This window comes from Mycolicibacterium sp. CBM1, from assembly GCF_054073305.1.
The window spans coordinates 139754-157855 of the sequence record NZ_JBSXPP010000016.1 but is presented as its reverse complement, the minus strand read 5'-3'; the positions used below and the strand labels follow the sequence as shown (position 1 = coordinate 157855).

At 68.2% G+C, this 18102-nt stretch carries 17 protein-coding genes and 1 pseudogene; 10 read left to right on the top strand and 8 right to left on the bottom strand.

Going from position 1 to position 18102, the window contains the following annotated elements; all coding sequences use genetic code 11:
• Together ACXDF8_RS20515 and ACXDF8_RS20510 are read right to left on the bottom strand one after the other, a co-directional pair.
• Positions 1-489: porin MspA (locus ACXDF8_RS20515; protein ID WP_457225111.1), on the bottom strand; the 489-nt coding region annotated here is incomplete at its 3' end.
• Between the two features lie 220 nt (positions 490-709).
• Positions 710-2266, bottom strand: a complete 1557-nt coding sequence (locus ACXDF8_RS20510) for a PucR family transcriptional regulator (protein ID WP_457225110.1) — start codon at positions 2264-2266, stop codon at positions 710-712.
• A gap of 83 nt (positions 2267-2349) precedes the next feature.
• Between ACXDF8_RS20510 and pruA the strand changes: the two genes are divergently transcribed.
• The 3 genes from pruA to ACXDF8_RS20495 all read left to right on the top strand — a co-directional run bounded on the left by pruA (position 2350) and on the right by ACXDF8_RS20495 (position 6343).
• Entirely contained in the window at positions 2350-3984 is a 1635-nt protein-coding gene (gene pruA / locus ACXDF8_RS20505; protein WP_457225109.1) for an L-glutamate gamma-semialdehyde dehydrogenase, read from the top strand.
• Complete coding sequence (locus ACXDF8_RS20500; protein WP_457225108.1) at positions 3984-4946, top strand: proline dehydrogenase family protein; 963 nt, start codon at positions 3984-3986, stop codon at positions 4944-4946. Before pruA ends, ACXDF8_RS20500 begins: the two co-directional genes overlap by 1 nt.
• 164 nt (positions 4947-5110) lie before the next feature.
• On the top strand, positions 5111-6343 hold the full coding sequence (locus ACXDF8_RS20495) for a M24 family metallopeptidase (RefSeq protein ID WP_457225107.1): 1233 nt from the start codon (positions 5111-5113) through the stop codon (positions 6341-6343).
• 29 nt (positions 6344-6372) lie between these two features.
• On the opposite strand, the gene ACXDF8_RS20490 is transcribed toward ACXDF8_RS20495, so the two are convergent.
• Entirely contained in the window at positions 6373-6969 is a 597-nt protein-coding gene (locus ACXDF8_RS20490; RefSeq protein WP_457225106.1) for a TetR/AcrR family transcriptional regulator, read from the bottom strand.
• Positions 6970-7181: 212 nt separating this feature from the next.
• On the opposite strand from ACXDF8_RS20490, the gene ACXDF8_RS20485 reads away from it, so the two are divergent.
• From ACXDF8_RS20485 to ACXDF8_RS20465, 5 genes are all read left to right on the top strand, one after another.
• A complete protein-coding gene (locus ACXDF8_RS20485; protein WP_457225105.1) occupies positions 7182-8657 on the top strand; it encodes a purine-cytosine permease family protein in 1476 nt (491 codons plus the stop codon).
• Complete coding sequence (locus ACXDF8_RS20480) at positions 8654-9556, top strand: LLM class flavin-dependent oxidoreductase (protein WP_457225104.1); 903 nt, start codon at positions 8654-8656, stop codon at positions 9554-9556. Before ACXDF8_RS20485 ends, ACXDF8_RS20480 begins: the two co-directional genes overlap by 4 nt.
• The gene (locus ACXDF8_RS20475; RefSeq protein WP_457225103.1) at positions 9553-9978 is read left to right on the top strand and encodes a hypothetical protein; all 426 of its coding nucleotides are present in this window, start codon (positions 9553-9555) and stop codon (positions 9976-9978) included. The genes ACXDF8_RS20480 and ACXDF8_RS20475 overlap by 4 nt, the downstream gene beginning before the upstream one ends.
• 9 nt (positions 9979-9987) lie before the next feature.
• Positions 9988-10410 carry an ester cyclase gene (locus ACXDF8_RS20470; RefSeq protein WP_457225123.1) on the top strand — a complete coding sequence of 141 codons (423 nt, stop codon included), beginning with the start codon at positions 9988-9990 and terminating at the stop codon, positions 10408-10410.
• A 145-nt stretch (positions 10411-10555) separates the two neighbouring features.
• Entirely contained in the window at positions 10556-11314 is a 759-nt protein-coding gene (locus ACXDF8_RS20465; protein WP_457225122.1) for a sulfite exporter TauE/SafE family protein, read from the top strand.
• Here the strand turns inward: ACXDF8_RS20465 and ACXDF8_RS20460 are convergent.
• The 3 genes from ACXDF8_RS20460 to ACXDF8_RS20450 all read right to left on the bottom strand — a co-directional run bounded on the left by ACXDF8_RS20460 (position 11280) and on the right by ACXDF8_RS20450 (position 13703).
• Positions 11280-12575, bottom strand: coding sequence for an acyltransferase family protein (locus ACXDF8_RS20460; RefSeq protein ID WP_457225102.1), 1296 nt, complete (start codon positions 12573-12575; stop codon positions 11280-11282). The two genes, ACXDF8_RS20465 and ACXDF8_RS20460, sit on opposite strands and share 35 nt — an antisense overlap.
• Before the next feature lie 42 nt (positions 12576-12617).
• Entirely contained in the window at positions 12618-13127 is a 510-nt protein-coding gene (locus ACXDF8_RS20455) for an Rv2253 family sensor-like surface protein (protein ID WP_457225101.1), read from the bottom strand.
• 81 nt (positions 13128-13208) lie between these two features.
• A complete protein-coding gene (locus ACXDF8_RS20450) occupies positions 13209-13703 on the bottom strand; it encodes an NUDIX domain-containing protein (RefSeq protein WP_457225121.1) in 495 nt (164 codons plus the stop codon).
• 80 nt (positions 13704-13783) lie between these two features.
• On the opposite strand from ACXDF8_RS20450, the gene ACXDF8_RS20445 reads away from it, so the two are divergent.
• Both ACXDF8_RS20445 and ACXDF8_RS20440 read left to right on the top strand, forming a co-directional pair.
• Positions 13784-15190: an acyl-CoA synthetase gene (locus ACXDF8_RS20445; protein ID WP_457225100.1), complete on the top strand. Its 1407-nt coding sequence runs from the start codon at positions 13784-13786 to the stop codon at positions 15188-15190.
• Positions 15181-15528, top strand: coding sequence for a VOC family protein (locus tag ACXDF8_RS20440; protein ID WP_457225099.1), 348 nt, complete (start codon positions 15181-15183; stop codon positions 15526-15528). Before ACXDF8_RS20445 ends, ACXDF8_RS20440 begins: the two co-directional genes overlap by 10 nt.
• 4 nt (positions 15529-15532) lie before the next feature.
• Here the strand turns inward: ACXDF8_RS20440 and ACXDF8_RS20435 are convergent.
• Positions 15533-16694 (bottom strand): annotated as a pseudogene (locus tag ACXDF8_RS20435) (4-alpha-glucanotransferase).
• Between the two features lie 428 nt (positions 16695-17122).
• Positions 17123-18067, bottom strand: a complete 945-nt coding sequence (dapD, locus tag ACXDF8_RS20430) for a 2,3,4,5-tetrahydropyridine-2,6-dicarboxylate N-succinyltransferase (RefSeq protein WP_457225098.1) — start codon at positions 18065-18067, stop codon at positions 17123-17125.
• Positions 18068-18102 lie beyond the last annotated feature (35 nt).

Sequence of the window (18102 nt, the reverse complement as noted above, 5' to 3'; positions counted from 1 at the left end):
GACGTCGACGGAGAAGGTGGCGACTTCCTGGATGCCGGGGCCGTTGCCCAGGTCGGCGCTGATCGACACACCCGGGAACAGGTTCGGGGTGATGACCGAGCCCAGCGGGTTGAAGCCCGTCGGGGAGATGTCGGCGTCGTCGAGCAGGATGTTGGGGGTGGTGTAGCTGAAGTTGATGCCCACACCCAGCGACCACGGGAAGCCGACCTGGTAGCCCAGCTCCAACGTGCCCGCGAACTCGTCGGCACCCGGGCCGACGACGCTGTAGACGGCCTTGCCGGAGTGGAACCACTCGCGAGTCAGCCGGTTGCGGTCCAGCGGGAACACCCCGTTGAGGAAGGTGTCCCACTGCTGAATCGTCATCGTGCGGCCACCGCCGTCGACCAGACTCAGCTCATTATCCAAACCTGCGTGCGAGGTACCTGTCCCGACGAATAACGCCGCGATGGCGGCGATCATCGCCACCAGCACTCGACCCATGTATTTCATACTGACCCCTAGGTGCTCAGTGGTTCGACGGTGATCGGGGGGCCCGGTTCACCGAGGTTTCTTGGTGGTGCCAAGACCGGCGGTGCGACCCGATGCGACGCCGCGTGACGGGGCTCACAGCCAATCATGACAAAAGCCTCATCGGCACCAGTTGCCACATCGTTACCAAAGGGCTCAGATTTTTTTCAGGTTCTTCGGCGCGGCTGCTTGACCGCCCTGATCAAGCGGTCGCGCGCAGACTCAACGCGAGCACCAGCCGGACATCGGCATCGGCCAGCGAGGTGCCCATCACCTGCTCGATACGACGCACCCGGTAGCGAACGGTGTTGGGGTGTACGTGCAGCTCGGTGGCTGCTGTCGCCACGTCGCCGAAGCTGTCGAGGTAGACCCGCAACGTCTCGGCGAGCGCGGGTTCCTGGTCGCGCAGCCGCCGCACCCGAGGGTCGACGAGCCGCTCGTCGGCGGCGACCAGGGTGACGATCTCGTCGAGCAGCACCGTCGTGCGGGCCTCGGCCAGGCTCGTCACCGCGCCCAGGGTGCCGGGGTGGCGTTCGGCGCTGTCGAGGACCCGGTCGATTTCGCGGCGGGTGGCGGCGGCGGCGGCCAGCCCCGCCACCGGTGAGGCGATGACCGCGCGCAGCTCCACGCCGAGTTCGCCGCGCAGTGCGGCGATGGTCCCGCGGATCCACGACACGACGGCCGCGGTCCTGCCCGAGTCCGGTAACACCACGTAGACCCGCGAGCCGTTGGCGGCCACCTGGGCATCCGGGCGGAAAGCGCTGGCGCTCAAGGCCAGAACGCCGGCCAGCCCGCGGTGCTCGGTGCCGGTGTCGAAACCGATCACCGCCGCGCGCCCGTCGGCGGTCACGGCGAGTTCGCGTGCCAGGGATCCCGCGTCGAGCCCGTCGGCGTCGGCCAGGCCCAGCAGCTGCTGGACCGCCAGCAGATGCGCCGACGGCCGGGCGGCCAACCGCGTCATGATCCGGGCGGCGAGCACCGCCGCGCCGCGCAGGGTCTCCTCGGCGTCGTCGGCCAGAGCTCGGCTGCCCTGCTGCACCCAGATCGTGCCGGCGAACTGTGCGTCGGCGCGGTGGATGCCGACGGCAAGCCGTGGGCGCAGGCCCAGCTCCGGGCGTGCGTCGATCGCGACCACCTCCGTGCCGGCGCGCAACCGGTCGAAGATGCCCCACTGGGAGATCCAGCGCAGGTGCTCGGGCGGACCGGCCCGGCCGAGGATCGACAGCCGGCGCAATTCGTCGGCCTCCTCGTCGGACGCCGAATAGGCCAGCACATGCGACTGGGCGTCCTCGATGCTGACCATGCCGTGGGTGCGGTCGGCGACCGACTGCGCCAGTGCGAACAGGTCGGTCCCGGAATCCGACAGCGGACCGGCTCGGTGCTCGAAGACATGGTTGACCAGCCGGTACACCCGCTCCCATCGGGCCTGGGGTTCGACGGCGACGACGGCCGTGCCGGCCGCGGCGGCCCTGGCGACCACCGCGCCGGACGGCTGCTTGACGAAGATGGCCGCCGGCGGTCCGTGCGCGGCGCACTGCCGGTCCAGCCAGCGGATCGCGTCGGCGTCGGTGATGCCCAACAGGAAGAACACGTCCGCCGAGCCGGCGCTGACGGACAAGCCCAGGCGCACGTCGTCGGCGTCGATCAGGGCTGCCGACCGAACCGGGCGGTCCAGGCCGCGGGGCGCGTCGACCAGGCGGACCAGCGTCGAATCCAGCGCCAACACCAGCTGGCCGAGCCCGACACCACCCTCCCGCATGTTGGTTGATTCTACGGATAGGCCGATCAAGTCTTGTCCGATCGGCCAACAGTTTCACGTCCCTGCGCGGCGATCCTTGTCCCATGGACGCCCGCACCGATGTCCCCGCGCCGGTCAACGAACCGGTGCACGACTATGCCCCTGGATCCGCCGAGCGGGACCGCCTCGTCGCGGCCCTGCGCGATTTGTCCGCCGAACCTCTCGACCTACCCCACGTCATCGGCGGCCGTCATCGCCGCGGCGACGGCGAGCGCATCGATGTCGTCGCCCCGCACCGCCACCGCATCCGTCTGGGCACGCTGTCCAACGCCACCACCGCCGACGCGACTGCCGCCGTCGAGGCGGCGATGGCCGCCAAAGCCGACTGGGCAGCCACCCCGTTCGACGACCGCGCGGCGGTGTTCCTGCGCGCCGCGGACCTGCTAGCCGGCCCGTGGCGGGAGAAGATTGCCGCCGCGACCATGCTGGGCCAGTCCAAGACGGCCTACCAGGCCGAGATCGACGCGCCCTGCGAACTCGTCGACTTCTGGCGGTTCAACGTCGCCTTCGCCCGCGGCATCCTGGCCCAACAGCCGATCAGCGGTCCGGGCGTATGGAACCGCACCGACTACCGGCCGCTGGATGGCTTCGTCTACGCGATCACCCCATTCAACTTCACCGCCATCGCCGCTAACCTGCCCACCGCGCCCGCGCTGATGGGCAACACCGTGGTGTGGAAGCCGTCGATCACCCAGACCTTCGCCGCCTATCTCACGATGCAGCTGCTCGAGGCGGCCGGCCTCCCGCCGGGGGTGATCAACCTGGTGACCGGCGACGGGTACGAGGTCTCCGACGTGGTGCTCGCCGACCGGCGGCTGTCCGGAATCCACTTCACCGGCTCGACGGCCACCTTCCAGCACCTATGGCGCGAGGTCGGCACCCGCATCGCCGACTACGACAGCTACCCGAGGCTCGTCGGCGAGACCGGCGGCAAGGATTTCGTCCTCGCGCACGCTTCAGCTGACCCGGATGTGTTGCGCACCGCGCTGATTCGCGGCGCCTTCGACTACCAGGGGCAGAAGTGCTCGGCGGCGTCGCGCGCCTATGTCGCCCGATCGGTGTGGCGGCAGATGGGCGACGACTTCCTGGCCGCCACAGCGGCGCTCGCCTACGGCGACGTGACCGATCTGAGCAACTACGGCGGCGCCGTCATCGACGCCCGGGCGTTCGCCAAGAACCGTCAGGCCATCGAGCGGGCGAAAAGCGCGCCCGGTGTCACCATCGCCGTCGGCGGCGAATGTGACGACAGCGAAGGCTTTTTCGTCCGGCCCACCGTCGTGTTGTCCGACGACCCGGGTGACGAGGCGTTCTCCTGCGAATACTTCGGGCCGATCCTGGCCGTGCACGTCTATCCCGACGAGCAGTTCGAGGACATTCTGCCGGTGATCGACGGCGGCTCGCGCTACGCGCTGACCGGTGCGGTGATCGCCGACGACCGCGCCGCCGTCCAGCTGGCCGCCGAGCGGCTCCGCTTCGCCGCCGGCAACTTCTACGTCAACGACAAGCCGACCGGTGCGGTGGTGGGGCAGCAGCCGTTCGGCGGCTCGCGGGCCTCGGGTACCAATGACAAGGCGGGTTCACCGTTGAACCTGCTGCGCTGGACCTCGGCGCGGTCGGTCAAGGAGACCTTCGTCGCAGCCACCGACCACACCTACCCGCACATGCGACAGGAGCGGTGATGAGTACGTTTACCCGCGTCGCCCGCCCGGCGATCCTGGCTGCTGCCCGTTCGGAGTCGTTGCGGCACAGCGCCGAACGGCTGCCCATCACCCGGGATGTGGTGCGCCGGTTCGTTCCTGGGGAGTCGGTTGAGGATGCGCTGATGGCCGTCGCCGTGTTGCGCGGCACCGGCCGGATGGTCAGCATCGACTACCTCGGCGAGGACGTCACCGACGCTGACGCTGCCGAAGCGACGGTCACGGCGTATCTGCAGCTGCTCGCCGCCCTGGGTGCCCGCGCGGAGGACAGCGCGGCGACTGTGCGTCCACTGGAGGTGTCGCTGAAACTGTCCGCGCTGGGGCAGGCGTTGCCCCGCGACGGGGAGAAGATCGCGTTGGAGAACGCCCACACCATCTGTGCGCGGGCCCAGCAGATCGGCGCGTGGGTCACCGTCGACGCCGAGGATCACACCACCACCGACTCGACGCTGTCGATCGTTCGCGAATTGCGTACCGAGTTCCCCTGGCTGGCAACGGTTCTGCAAGCCTATCTCACACGCACCGAGGCCGATTGCGCCGATTTCGCGCGGGCCGGCGCCCGGATCCGGTTGTGCAAGGGCGCCTACGACGAACCGGCGTCGGTGGCCTACCGCGACCCCGGCACGGTCACCGACTCCTATCTGCGGTGCCTGCGGATCCTGATGGCCGGCTCCGGGTATCCCATGGTGGCCTCGCATGATCCGGCGATCATTGCCGCTGCGGCGGGTATGGCCCGCGAATTCGGCCGCGGTGCAGAGGGATTCGAGTACCAGATGCTCTACGGAATCCGGGACGACGAGCAGTGCCGGCTCGCGGACGACGGCAACCAGGTGCGGGTGTACGTGCCGGTCGGTACGCAGTGGTACGGCTACTTCGTGCGGCGACTTGCCGAACGCCCGGCCAACCTGATGTTCTTCCTGCGAGCATTGGCTCACCGGACGTAGCCTCTTTGTCGCTGGTCGCGGTGTGAGCCCGGTGCCGGAATACGACGTGCCTTGGAGCCGGGAAGTCACTGGCGTCCGAGCGCTTGACGTTGCGGGAGACGGTCAATACAGTTTCACTGACTGCCGCGTCAGTCAGTAAACTGGCCGTATCGATAGGAGCCCGGATGCTTGCACGTCGAATTCCCCGCGAGGAACTGGGGCAGCGCCGTGCGGAAGCGGTGGCGCAGGCGAAGTCGCGCGGGCTCGATGCGCTGCTGGTGTGGGGACGCGGCGGGCCGGCGGTCGACTTCTATGGCGACATCCTCTATCTGACGAATCACTTTCCGGCGATCTCATCGGCCGAACCGGATACCGAATTGTGGAGTGGGCGATCGTATTCGGCGCTCATCCTGCCTGTGGACGGCGATCCGGTGCTCATTGTGGACCTGCCCGAATACGACGAGGACAGCGTCGATATCGCCGATGTCCGGCCCTCGATGAACGTCGCGGTCGGTGTGGCTGAAGCGTTGAAGGGGCTGGGCCTGCACGATCGTCGGATAGGGCTGGTCGGCCATCACGTGTTCCTCGCCAGCCACCAGCGGATGATGTTCAATGCCTTGGGGCGCGAGGTCGCCTGGATCATGGCCGATGACATTCTCACCGGTTTGCGTGCGGTCAAGAGCGACGCCGAACTCGATCTCATTCGCGAGGCGGCCCAGGTCGGCGTCGGCTGGATGTCGGCCATGCTCGATGCTGCCGTTCCTGGCGCAACCGAGGGACAGGTTGCTGGTGCGGGGCTGGCCTACCTCGCCGAGCACGGTGGCATTCCGGCTGACCTCGACATTGCATCCGGGCCGCATGGCAACAAGTTGAAGTCGCATTGGGCCTTGCCCAGTTGGGATTTCGAGCGACCCATGGCAGCCGGGGACATCTTTCATGTCGATGCGTGGGGGAGCATCGGTGGCTACTTCACCGACACCGCACGCACCACTGTCGTGGGTGGGACGCCGAGCGCGGATCAGCTCCGGGTGATCGACGGCACGATCGCCCTCGTCGAACACCTGGTGTCCGCGATACGGCCCGGACTGCGCTGCCGCGACATCTATGAGCTGGGCACGGCCTGGATGCGGGAGAACGGATTCGCCGACCAACTCGCCGATGATGGGGCCACGCTCGATACCCACGTCAAACATGCCGCGATGTGGCCGTACTTCGGCCATGGGATCGGCCTCGGCCTGGAGGCGCCGTGGCTCACCGGGGAGAGCGACATCGTCATCGTCAAGAACATGACCTTCGCGGTCGAGGTCTACTTCAATGCGCCCAATGGCGACCTGGTCGGATTCGAGCAGAACATCATCGTGACCGATGACGCGGCCGAGAACATGACGGCGGGGCTCCGCAAGAAGTGGTGGGAATAGTCTGGCGCGATCTCGGGTGGGTTGGCCGGTCAGTGCGCGCGGGTACGCTGCTTGGCCACGGGCCGAAGCCGCTCGGTGATCCACTCCGACACCACGTTTCGGGCCCGGTCGCGGCACGATTCATCGATCAGGACTCGCTCGATGAATCCCGCGATCAGAGCGGTGAGCGCCTCGGCGGCGGTCTCGGCGTCGACGTCGGCCCGGATAGATCCGTCGCGCTGACCCTCCGCGATGGCCTCGGCGACCTCCCCAACCCAGCGGCGGGTCATGCTGTTGACGCGGTCGCGCAACTCGTCGTCGAAGGTGGCTGCGGCGTTGATCTCGTGCCAGACGATATTGTTCATCCGGACCGGCTCCGAATTGCTGAACTCGGTGAGGGCCGCCTCACGAATGCGGTTCAATCCGTCGCCGTCCGCGGTGCGCAGAATCGTGGTCGGGGCGAGTCCTTCGTTGTAGTCCAGGGTGGCGGCCAGCAGGCCGGCGCGCGACTTGAAGTGGTAGTAGGCCAGGGATTTCGTCACTCCGACCGCTTCGGCCACGTCCTCCACCCGCAGTCCGTGTACCCCGCGGACGGCGATCACGGACCACGCCGCTCGAAGCAGCTCCTCACGATTGGACCTCGACATGGAACACAACCTACGCGGTCGGTCGGCGCTCTGAGGCGTGCGAGGTGGTGTTGCACCGCACCCGATCGGCGGGTTTGCGCAATCGCGACTGTTTCCTCCCCGTTACGGATTGCGCCAGGGATTGCGCGTGCCCGCGGCAGCGCATACCGTTCTGGTCACTATACTGACCGACGCGTCAGTCAGTAGCAGGCATTCCAATCAAGGATGGTGCGATGGCCAACGAGCAGGTAGCCACGACAGATGTCGTGGGTCGTATCGAGGAAGCAGGCATCGAATGCCTGCCCGAAGAGGGCCGTACCTCCCGGCCCCGCAACCTGTTCTACGTGTTCGTCGGTCTGAACTTCAGCTGGGCCGTCGTCGTCTACGGGTGGCTGCCGATGACGTTCGGTCTGACGTTCAGCAGCGCCGCGGTGTCGATGACACTGGGTATCGTCGCGGGCTCGCTGCTGACGATGTGGGTGGCGCTTCTGGGTCCACGCACCGGAACCAATATGGCCGTCTCCAGCGGCGCGCACTACGGCATCAACGGCCGGCTGATCGGCACCGGTCTCACCGTCGTCGGGACCCTGGTGTACACCGCAGTCACCGTATGGACGAGCGGCGACGCCGTCGTGGCATCCGGTCACCGATTGTTTGGACTGGCCGACAACAACTGGGTCCGTGCCATCACCTACGGCGTGATCACGGTGCTGTTCATCGTCATCGCCCTCTACGGTCATGCCACCATCGTCGCCACCCAGAAGGTCATCGCAGTCGTGGTCGGCGTTGCGTTGGCCGTGGGTGTGTTCGCCTATGCCGGTACTTTCGACGCCACAAGGACTTCCGGGGAATATGCCCTGGGAAGCTACTGGCAGACGTGGTTGCTGTCGTTCGTCCTGGGCGTCGCCGGGCCGGTGTCATACGCCACGATCATCGGTGACTACAGCCGACGCATCTCCCGGACCAGATTCAGCGACCGCCAGGTGCTGACCGCGATAGCCGGTGGACTGATCGTCGGGGAGGTGGTCCCGATGGTGTTCGGCATGTTCACGGCGGCGGCGTTCGTCCAGACCAGCGACTCCTACATGTTCGATCTGGTGAACAACGCCCCGAGCTGGTACGTGTTGCCCATTCTCGTCGTCGGTGTGCTCGGCGGCCTGGGTCAGGGTGTCACCAGCATGTACGGCACCGGACTTGACCTGGAATCGTTGCTGGCCCGGCTTTCCCGCATCCAGACCACCATCATCGCCGCCGTGCTGTCCATCGTGCTGGTCTACCTCGGCGTGTTCGCCTTCGATGTCGCCGACGCGTTCACCGCGGCGACGGTCTTCCTCAACGCGATCACCGTTCCCTGGGTCGCGGTGCTGGTCATCGCCGCTATCCGCAATCGCCACCGCGCCTACGACCTGCACGACCTGCAGGCGTTCGCCCAGGGGCGCCACGGCGGCCGCTACTGGTTCACCGGCGGCTGGAACTTGCCCGCGGTCATTGCCTGGCTCAGCGGCGCAGTGGTGGGAACGCTTGCGGTCAACACGGGTTCGTTGGTGATGCCGCTAGCGGATGTGGCCGGCGGAATCGACCTGACCACACTGGGTTCCGGGCTGATCGCCATTCTGGTATACGGAATCGCCATCGTGGTCATGCCCGACCGGGTGGATGCCCCCGCTATCCCACTGGTCGCCGGCAGCGCGGTCGCCGTCCCGTCATGAGCCATCCCGGGACGCCTCAGCTCGGAATCGCCTTTGTCGCCGGCTACCAGCCAGAACGACTTCAGTCAGCAGTCGCCGCGGCCGATGCGGCCGGACTGGACCAATTCTGGCTGTGGGAAGACTGTTTCACCCACGGCGGGGTGTCCACGGCTGCGGTTGCGCTGGCGAGTAGTCAGCGGATCGCCGTCGGGATCGGACTGTTGCCCGCGCCGCTGCGCAACGTCGCGCTCACTGCCATGGAGTTGGCCAGCCTGCACCGGCTGTTCCCGGGGCGCTTCATCGCCGGGGTCGGTCACGGTGTGCAGGACTGGATGGCTCAAGTCGGAGCGCGCGTAGCGTCACCGATGACGCTGCTGCGCGAGTACCACGACGTGCTTCGTCAGCTCTTGGATGGGCGCACGGTGACCTTCCGGGGACGGTACCTTCAGATCGACGACGTCGCACTCAAGTACCCACCGCTGCACCGTGTTCCGCTGATGCTTGGCGGGCGAGGGCCCAACTCTGTGCGCCTGGCCGCGCGGGCCGGAGATGGCACGCTGCTCGACACCGGGCAGGGAGACAGCGAGATCCGGCAAGCGTGTGAACTCATCGCCGCTGAACGTCTCGGTACCGTTGCGGCCAGCTCGCAACACCATCAAGTCGTCGCCATCCTCATCGCGGCAACCGGTGACGGCGCTCGCCCTCGGGTCCGTGACGAAGTCGCCCGGTGGAACCCCGCGCCGTCCGCCGATGTCGGTGTCGGCGGCGACGCTGGTGAGATCGCCGAGGCCATCCTCCGCCTAGCCCGAATGGGTGTGACGTCGGTGACCATCCAGCCCACCGAGGACGAGCCCGATCTGGCGGGCTTCATCGACTTCCTCGGTACCGAAGTCAAACCGCGGCTGCGGGTCTCACGATGACCCAATCGGACCGGCGAGCTGTCCTCGAGGTAGTCGAAAAGGCCTACGCCATACTCGAATTCGATCCCGGTGGTCAACCTGACTGGCTGGCCGCCGATAAGCTCTACGCGCCCCTCGCCGTCTTTGCGTTACGGGTGTTCCCCGACGATCCAGCCGTTTCGGTGATGACCTGGCCGGACTACAAGCGCGCCCAAATGGCCCACCAGCTGACCGATCATGGCTACTCCGAAACACCCGGGGAGAGTGTCGTTCACTTCTTTGGCGACGTTGCCGTCGTTTATCAGTACTTCACGATGAACTTCCGCCACCGCCCCGCGGCGGCAGCCGTGGACGTGTTCGGAATGGTCCGCAGTAACGGCACCTGGCAGATCGTGTCGGTACTCAGTGACCTCACCCCGCCGCCTGCCCCCACACCGACCTAGGAGCTTGGTATCAGCATTCACGACATCGACGTTGTCCGCCGTTACTTCGCGCGGTGCGCCGAACACGATTGCGACATCGTCGAGATGTACACCGAGGACGCCGAGTTCTTCGACTGTGCCGGACCGGAGACGTTTACCGGTCGCCGGGCTATCGCCGAGCATGTGTTCGCGCCATTGTTTGCCGCGTTCCCCGACTTCCGCTGTGATCAACGAGTGCGGCACATCATCGGCGCCGGTGGCGTGGTGATGGCCGAACTGGTCATCACCGGAACTCACGAGGGCGACTTCCTCGGCTGTGCGGCCAGCCACAAACCGGTGTCCTGGAACACGACCGGCGTCTGGGAGATCACTCCGGACGGATTGATCAGCCGAGAGGCCTACTACTGGGATGTCGATACCCTCCGCCGGCAGCTCCAAGACGCAACCGCTTGATCGCACCGGTCCGCACGGCGAGGTGGGCCCTGGCGACGTCGGCGCCGCCAGGCCAACTGTGATGTCGCGCGCCGACTTGCCGAACACCTGGCCAACCTGATGTTCTTCCTACGAGTACTGATCCACCGGAACTGATTGAGGCACCCTGAGCGCACTGGACACCGTCACCTTGGTGATCGCCGGTGTGCTGGGCGGATTGGCCGGCAGTATCGCCGGGTTCGCCTCGGTGGCTACCTATCCCGCGTTGCTGGCCGTCGGCCTGCCCCCGGTGGCGGCCAACGTCACCAACACCGTGGCCCTGGTGTTCAACGGGATCGGCTCGGCATGGGGCTCACGCCCGGAGCTGGCCGGTCAGTGGCGCTGGCTGGCGCGCCGCGCTCCGATAGCCGCACTCGGCGGCGGTGTCGGCGCGACGCTGCTGTTGACCACCCCGGCCGACGCCTTCGAGAAGCTGGTGCCGATCCTGCTGGGGATGGCCTCTGTGGCGATCGTGGTTCCGCGCCGGCCGGGACCCGCCGGTGGTGTGCGGCACCGCGGGGCAGTGGCCGCCGAGGTGCTCGCGATCTTCGGCATCGCGCTGTACGGCGGCTACTTCGGGGCCGCCGCCGGCGTGCTGTTCCTGGCGATGCTGCTGCACCTCGGCTCGGCCAGCCTGGCCCATGCCAACGCCGCCAAGAATGTGCTGCTGGGCCTGGCCAACACCGTGGCCGCCCTGGTCTTCGTGTTCCTCGCACCGGTGCACTGGCCGCAGATGATCGTCCTCGGGCTCGGCGGGCTGGTCGGTGCCCGGCTCGGTCCCGTGGTGGTGCGGCATGCCCCGGCCACACCGCTGCGCGTCCTGATCGGGGTGGCGGGGCTGGTCCTGGCGGTCAGGCTCGGTCTGCATGCCTATCGGCCGGCGTGAGCGCGATCAGCGCCACACCGGCGGCGAACCACGCCGCGGTCCCGATCGGCAGATGCCCGCCGGGCGCGAAACCGTCGATTGCGATCTTGGTCAGCGACGCGGCGACGGCCAGCGTTCCCGCGGACATCAACACCCAGCCCGCCCATGGCGGGATCGGTATCGCGACGGCGGGCACCGGTGCGGCGAAGAACGCCCGACCCCACCACAGCAGCAGCAACTCCAGCAGTGCGACGACGGCGAGGATTCCCACCCACGCCAGCCGGAACCACCACCAGGCACCCGACCCCAGCTCCGGCTGCGGCAACAGTCCGCTCGGGTAGCCCACCAGCGCCACGATCACCACCGGGACCATGTGCCACAGGTACAGCGCCATCACGTTGTCGTTGGCGATCGCCAGAAATCGTTGGGCGCGTGCCGAATTCAGTGCCCGGTTCACCGCGGGCGCGATCGACAGCGCCAGCCCGGTCTGGGTGAGCCCGAGTGCCAGCAGCGCCAGATTCGGCGGCGAGGTGTTGTTGAGGGTCTGGCCGGGCACCCCGATCATGCTGATCGGGTATGGCCCGACGGTCACCAGTAGCACCAGCGCCACCGCCGACGCGCAGGCCAACGGCACCTCGTGGCGGGTACGCACCGTGCCGTCCTGCCAGGCGATGCCGAGTTGGTAGAGCGCCGCCCACGGCAGCAGGTAGTTCAGCCATTCCAGGTACGGCACGCCGGCGCCGATGGTCGCCACGTCGACGGCAGCCACCGCGATCACCAGCGCGGCCGGCACCCACAGCCCCCACCGGCGGTGTGCGGCCACCGCGACCGGCGTCAGTGCGATCACCAGCACGTAGATGCCCAGGAACCACAGGTGCATGGCCACCGCCCAGGCGCCGAAGTCCAACTCCGAGCCGGCCACCCCCACACCGATCAGGACCGCCACCACGAGCAGCGCGAACACCACGTACACAACCGTCGGCCCGAGCGGGCGGGCCAGTCGCCGGCGCAACCACACCTGCCTAGGTTCCTGCGCGCTGCGTCGCTCCCACGACACCGCGCTGGCGTAGCCGGCGACCACGAAGAACACCGGCACCACTTGGAAGAACCACGTCAGCCACTGCGTCCAGGGCAACTCGACGAGCGGGTTCTCCCGCCAGAAGGCGCCGTCGGAGAACGTCAGCGCCGCCGCCACCCAATGCCCCACGACGATGAGCAGCAGCGCGCATACCCGATACAGATCCATCGACCGGTTACGCGCCGACGTGCTTGGTTGCGCCATCGATCTCCATTGTGCCGAGTCCCACACAGCGGCCTGGACTCTCTAGGCCGGAACGGCGGCGACCGGCATGACCACGCTGCCCCGGCAGGGCCCCTGTGCGATGTCGGTGTGCCAGGTCCCGCGCAGCGACCCGTCCGGCTGTGAGGCATAGAACGCCCAGGAGGTGGCCGGGCTCCAGGCCTTCTGGTTGCCGTCACCGAGGAAGCAGTCCCAGACCCAGTCGTAGGTGCTGGCCCACTCCGAGCCGCTCCACACATACCGCATCGGCTGCGGGATCGTCGGGTTGCTGGGCGCCGGGCCGTCGACCACGGTGGCCACGCAGCTGCCCGCGGAGCACGTCGTTGACAGGGTGAACGTGGCGCCGAAGTCGCTTTCCTTCTGCCGGCTTGCCGGCGACGTGCCCGCCTTCTGCGAGGCATACGTCACCATCTGATAGCGCCCGGTCCACGCCTGCGGTTGACCGTGCGCCGAGGCCGGGCTCAACAGCCCGGCAGCAAGGACTACGGCGACCGTGAACAGCGTGACACCCAGACTCCCGCGGCCGGACCTCATGGCTCCTCGAAACCTCGTTGCGAACAATCAGCGTAGCCGTCAGTTAACCTCACCTGTCGCAACCGGGTGACGACGCGCCGGTCAGCGCCGCAAACGCTCGACAAGCAGCAACTGTGCGTACGCGGCGATCGACTGGGCGTCGGTGATTTCCCCGACCAGGATCATCTCCTCGAATCGGGCGCGCGGGAACCAGGCGAAGTGCATGTCCTGCTCCTCGTGCTCGCGCTCGGGTTCGCCCTCGGTGATGTCGGTGGCCAGGAACACCCAGCCGCGCTGGCTCATGATGCCCGGCGCGACATCGAGGCGGCCCAACACCCTTAGCGAGCCGGCGGTCAACCCCGTCTCCTCGCGAAGTTCGCGGGCGGCCAGTTCGCGCGGGTCGATGTCAGGCTGGTCGGGGGTGGTGCCCATCGGGAACTCCCAGCGGCGCGCGCCCATCGGGTACCGGTACTGCTCCACCAACGCCAGTCGATCGCCGTCGACGGCGATCACAACGGCATAGTCCGGCCGGTCGACGACGCCGTAGATGCCGGCGGACCCGTCTGGGCGCTCGATGGTGTCCTCACGCACCGTCATCCAGTTGTTGCGGTAAACCTCGCGGGTTGAGGTCTGGGTGATGGGCTTCACCAGGCCAGTATCGGGGTAGCGTCGTTCGGGTGCTGCTGGCCTCCCTGAATCCGGGCGCCGTCGCCGCCGGAGCCGACATCGGCGACGCGGTGCGTATCGACGGCGCCACCCTCTCGCGCAGTGATCTCGTCGGTGCCGCCACCTCGGTGGCCGAGCGGGTCGGCGGGGCGAATCTGGTGGCGGTGCTGGCCACCCCGACGCCGGCAACGGTGCTGGCCGTCACCGGATGCCTGATCGCCGGTGTGCCGTTCGTGCCGGTGCCCGCCGACGTCGGGGTCACCGAGCGGGCGCACATGCTCGCCGACTCGGGTGCGCAGGCCTGGCTGGGGGAGGCGCCGCCGGATCCCGCTGGGCTGCCGCACATCCCGGTGCGGTTGCACGCCCGCTCGTGGCACCGCTACCCGGAGCCCGCGCCGGACGCCACCGCGATGGTGATGTACACCTCCGGTACCACCGGCCTGCCCAAGGGCGTCCTGATCAGCCGCCGCGCCATCGCCGCCGACATCGACGCGCTCGCGCAGGCCTGGCAGTGGAGTCCCGAGGACACCCTCGTGCACGGTCTTCCGCTGTTCCACGTACACGGTCTGGTGCTCGGCCTGCTCGGTTCCCTGCGGGTGGGAAACCGCTTCGTACACACCGGCAAACCGACTCCGGCGGGTTACGCCGCCGCCGGCGGAACGCTGTACTTCGGGGTGCCGACGGTGTGGTCGCGGGTCGTCGACGACGCGGCGAGCGCCGCCGCGCTGTCCTCGGCGCGGCTGCTGGTCTCCGGTAGCGCGCCGCTACCGGTACCGGTGTTCAGCCGGCTGGTTGAGCTGACCGGGCATGCGCCCGTCGAGCGGTACGGCAGCACCGAATCGCTGATCACCCTGAGCACCCGGGCCGACGGGGAACGCCGGCCCGGCTGGGTCGGACTACCGCTGGCCGGGGTGCGGACCCGGTTACGGGCCGAAGACGGCTCCGAGGTCGCGCACGACGGGGAAACCATTGGCAGCCTTCAGCTTCGGGCCCCGACCCTGTTCGACGGATACCTGAACCGGCCGGACGCCACCGATGAGGCGTTCGAACCCGACGGCTGGTATCGCACCGGTGACGCGGCCGTGATCGACGCCGACGGGATGCACCGCATCGTCGGCCGCGAATCGGTGGACCTGATCAAGTCCGGCGGCTTCCGGGTCGGCGCCGGCGAGGTCGAGACCGTCCTGCTGGGTCATCCCGGTGTCGCCGAAGCTGCCGTCGTCGGCTTGCCCGACGCCGACCTGGGGCAGCGGATCGTTGCATTCGTGGTCGGTGATGCCGAGCCGGGGGAGTTGATTGCGTTCGTCGCCGAACAACTCTCGGTCCACAAGCGGCCCCGGGAGGTCCGGCTGGTCGACTCGCTGCCGCGCAACGCGATGGGCAAAGTGGTCAAGAAGGAGCTGATGACATGGGGCTGAGGTTCAGCGACATCTGCATCGACGCCCGCGACATCCACGCGTTGTCATCGTGGTGGTCGACGGTGCTGGATTGGCCGGCCGAGGAGACCGAGGACGGCGACGTCGCGCTGCGGGCGCCGGCCGGAGCAGGGCCGGACTGGTTGTTCCTGGCGGTCGGAGACGACAAGGTGGTCAAGAACCGCATCCACTTCGACTTCGTTCCCGACGATCAGCGGGCCGAGGTGGACCGGTTGCTGGTGCTGGGGGCCCGCCGGGTCGATATCGGTCAGGGTGAGCAGACCTGGGTGGTGCTGGCCGACCCGGAGGGCAACGAGTTCTGCATCCTGTCCGCCAGGTAGCGACTCACGGCTGGAAGACCGCCGTCGTTTCGCGCACCCGTGGGTCGGCGCGGATCTCTTCAAGGGTGGCGGACAGCGGGATTCGCCAGTTCGGGTACTCGTCGACGGTGCCCGGCAGGTTGGGCTGGCGGGCACCGCCGATGACGTCGTAGGGCGAGATCAGCTTCAGCCGGCTCGGGGTGGACGCCAGGAACCGGTGCATCGCCAGGACGATCGCGGCTTCGTCGGGTTCGGACTCCGACAGCAGCCTTTCCGACTCCAGCAGCGCCAGCCATTCGGCCCGTTCCTTCTGCGCGGTGGCCGCTTCGGCCGGTACGTCGTCGAGCATCCCGAGTTCTGCTCGAACCCGGACATGCTCACCGCGCAGGAATCCCGTTGCGGTGGGCCGCAGGTCGTGGGTGGACAGGCTGGCGGCGGCGCGCGCCGGCCACGCGGCGGCGCGCAGCAGCGGCTGCGCCGGCGCGGACTCGTCGCGGGTGAACCACGAGACCGCCGAGCCGAGCCATCTCGTTGGCGGCCAGGGCCTCGGTCACCTCGGGCTCGATCGTGCCCAGGTCCTCGCCGACCACGACGGCGCCGGCCCGGTGTGCTTCCAGCGCCAGAGCCGCCAGCATGACCTCCGCGTCGTAGTGCACATAGGTGCCCAGATCGGGGTGTCGCCCGGTGGGATCCACCACAGCCGCCACAGCCCCGCGACATGGTCGATCCGGAGACCGTCGGCGTGGGAAAGGATGGCGCGCAGCATATCTCGCAGTGCGGAGTAGCCGGTGGCGGCCGGCCGGTCCGGCCGCCACGTCGGCCAGTTCCCAGGCGTCGGCGCCTTCGGCGTCCACCCCGACCGGAAGGTCGTGCAACACCCCGAGTGCCATCCCGGCGGTGCGGGCGGTGCCGCGCACGGCCGCCAGTTGCTCGGCGCACTGGAGTTGCACCCAGGCGTGGAAGTCGACCCGCGGCGCGAGTTCCCGACGGGCGGCGGCCACCGCCGCCCCGCGGACATCGCGCAGCGGTTCCGGCCAGCGCCTCCACCGGCCGCCGTGCCGCTCGGCCAGCGCGCAGTAGGTCGCCCAGTCGGCCAGGGCCGTGGTCGCCGATGACACGTCCAGCGGGCTCGGCCTGCCCGCGCTGCGCCAAGGAAGTTCCAGCGCAGCTCGTTTGGCGGCCCACACCAGGTCGTGGTCGATACACGGGGTATCCGGTGCGACCTGGGTGCCGTCCTCGCTCACCAGCAGGGCGGCGCCGGCCACCGCGTGCGGCGTGCCGGTCAATCGCACCGACAAGGTCGGGGCCAGCAGGGTGGTGCGGCCGTGCTCGGTGAACTTGGCCAATTCGGCGGCGCGGTCGGCAGCGGTGGCGGCCGGGACCTCGAGCAGGCCGAGCACCCGGATGACCACCGCGGCATCGACCTGGACCGGCTCGCGCCGCTCGTTGCGATAGCGATAGGAGGTGGCGACGCCGTGCGCGGCCGCCAATCGCCTCAGGTCGTCAGGAACGGGTTTCGGGTCGGCTGGCACGCACCAGCTATACCCGGGCCGCCATCTTTCATACGTCTAATGGGCGTGCAACGCCTCTGTCTAATTGGCGTGCAACGCCGTGTCTAATTGGCGTGCAACGCCGTGTTCAGCGCGATGCCCTCGCCGTCGCGGCCCACCACTTCGACGGTGCCGGTCACCGAATTGCGCCGGAACAGAAGGTTGTTCGCACCCGAGAGCTCGCGTGCCTTGACCGTGGAGCCATCCGGCGTGGTGACCTTGGTGCCGGCGGTCACATACAGGCCGGCCTCGATGACGCAGTCGTCACCCAGGGAGATGCCCAGGCCGGCGTTGGCACCCAGCAGACAGCGCTTGCCGACCGAGATCACTTGCGTGCCACCGCCGGACAGCGTGCCCATGATGGACGCGCCGCCGCCGACGTCGGAGCCGTCACCGACGACCACGCCCGCCGAGATACGGCCCTCGACCATGGACGCGCCGAGCGTGCCGGCGTTGAAATTCACGAACCCCTCGTGCATCACCGTCGTGCCCGGGGCCAGATGCGCACCGAGACGCACCCGGTCGGCATCGGCGATCCGCACCCCGACCGGTACCACGTAGTCGACCATTCGCGGGAACTTATCGATGCCGTAGACGGTCACCGGACCGCGGCTTCGCAGCCGCAGCCGGGTCTGCTCGAACCCTTCGATGGCGCAGGGGCCGTAGTTGGTCCACACCACATTGGTCAGCGCGCCGAAGATGCCGTCCAGGTTGCAGCCGTGCGGCTCGATCAGGCGGTGCGAGAGCAGGTGCAGCCGCAGGTAGGCGTCGTAGGTGTCGGCGGGCTTGTCGTTCAGGTCGGCGATCACCGTGCGGACCGCGATCACCTCGACACCGCGGTCGGCGTCGGGTCCGGTCAGCGCGGCGAACTCGTCGGGAGCGTCGGCCTCCGACAGCCGGGTGGTGCCCGCCGGACTGTAGGCGCCTAATTCGGGGTCCGGGAACCAGGTGTCCAGGACGGTGCCGTCCTCGGTCACAGTGGCCAGTCCGATACCTGCAGCAGAAGTCACGGTGCTAGAGGGTAGTCCATGGCGCACGCCCGCTA

Coding starts and splice junctions, on each gene's coding strand:
- ACXDF8_RS20510 (WP_457225110.1), bottom strand. CDS start 2,266: ATGCGGGAGGGTGGTGTCGGGCTCGGCCAGCTGGTGTTGGCGCTGGAT.
- pruA (WP_457225109.1), top strand. CDS start 2,350: ATGGACGCCCGCACCGATGTCCCCGCGCCGGTCAACGAACCGGTGCAC.
- ACXDF8_RS20500 (WP_457225108.1), top strand. CDS start 3,984: ATGAGTACGTTTACCCGCGTCGCCCGCCCGGCGATCCTGGCTGCTGCC.
- ACXDF8_RS20495 (WP_457225107.1), top strand. CDS start 5,111: ATGCTTGCACGTCGAATTCCCCGCGAGGAACTGGGGCAGCGCCGTGCG.
- ACXDF8_RS20490 (WP_457225106.1), bottom strand. CDS start 6,969: ATGTCGAGGTCCAATCGTGAGGAGCTGCTTCGAGCGGCGTGGTCCGTG.
- ACXDF8_RS20485 (WP_457225105.1), top strand. CDS start 7,182: ATGGCCAACGAGCAGGTAGCCACGACAGATGTCGTGGGTCGTATCGAG.
- ACXDF8_RS20480 (WP_457225104.1), top strand. CDS start 8,654: ATGAGCCATCCCGGGACGCCTCAGCTCGGAATCGCCTTTGTCGCCGGC.
- ACXDF8_RS20475 (WP_457225103.1), top strand. CDS start 9,553: ATGACCCAATCGGACCGGCGAGCTGTCCTCGAGGTAGTCGAAAAGGCC.
- ACXDF8_RS20460 (WP_457225102.1), bottom strand. CDS start 12,575: ATGGCGCAACCAAGCACGTCGGCGCGTAACCGGTCGATGGATCTGTAT.
- ACXDF8_RS20455 (WP_457225101.1), bottom strand. CDS start 13,127: ATGAGGTCCGGCCGCGGGAGTCTGGGTGTCACGCTGTTCACGGTCGCC.
- ACXDF8_RS20450 (WP_457225121.1), bottom strand. CDS start 13,703: ATGACGGTGCGTGAGGACACCATCGAGCGCCCAGACGGGTCCGCCGGC.
- ACXDF8_RS20440 (WP_457225099.1), top strand. CDS start 15,181: ATGGGGCTGAGGTTCAGCGACATCTGCATCGACGCCCGCGACATCCAC.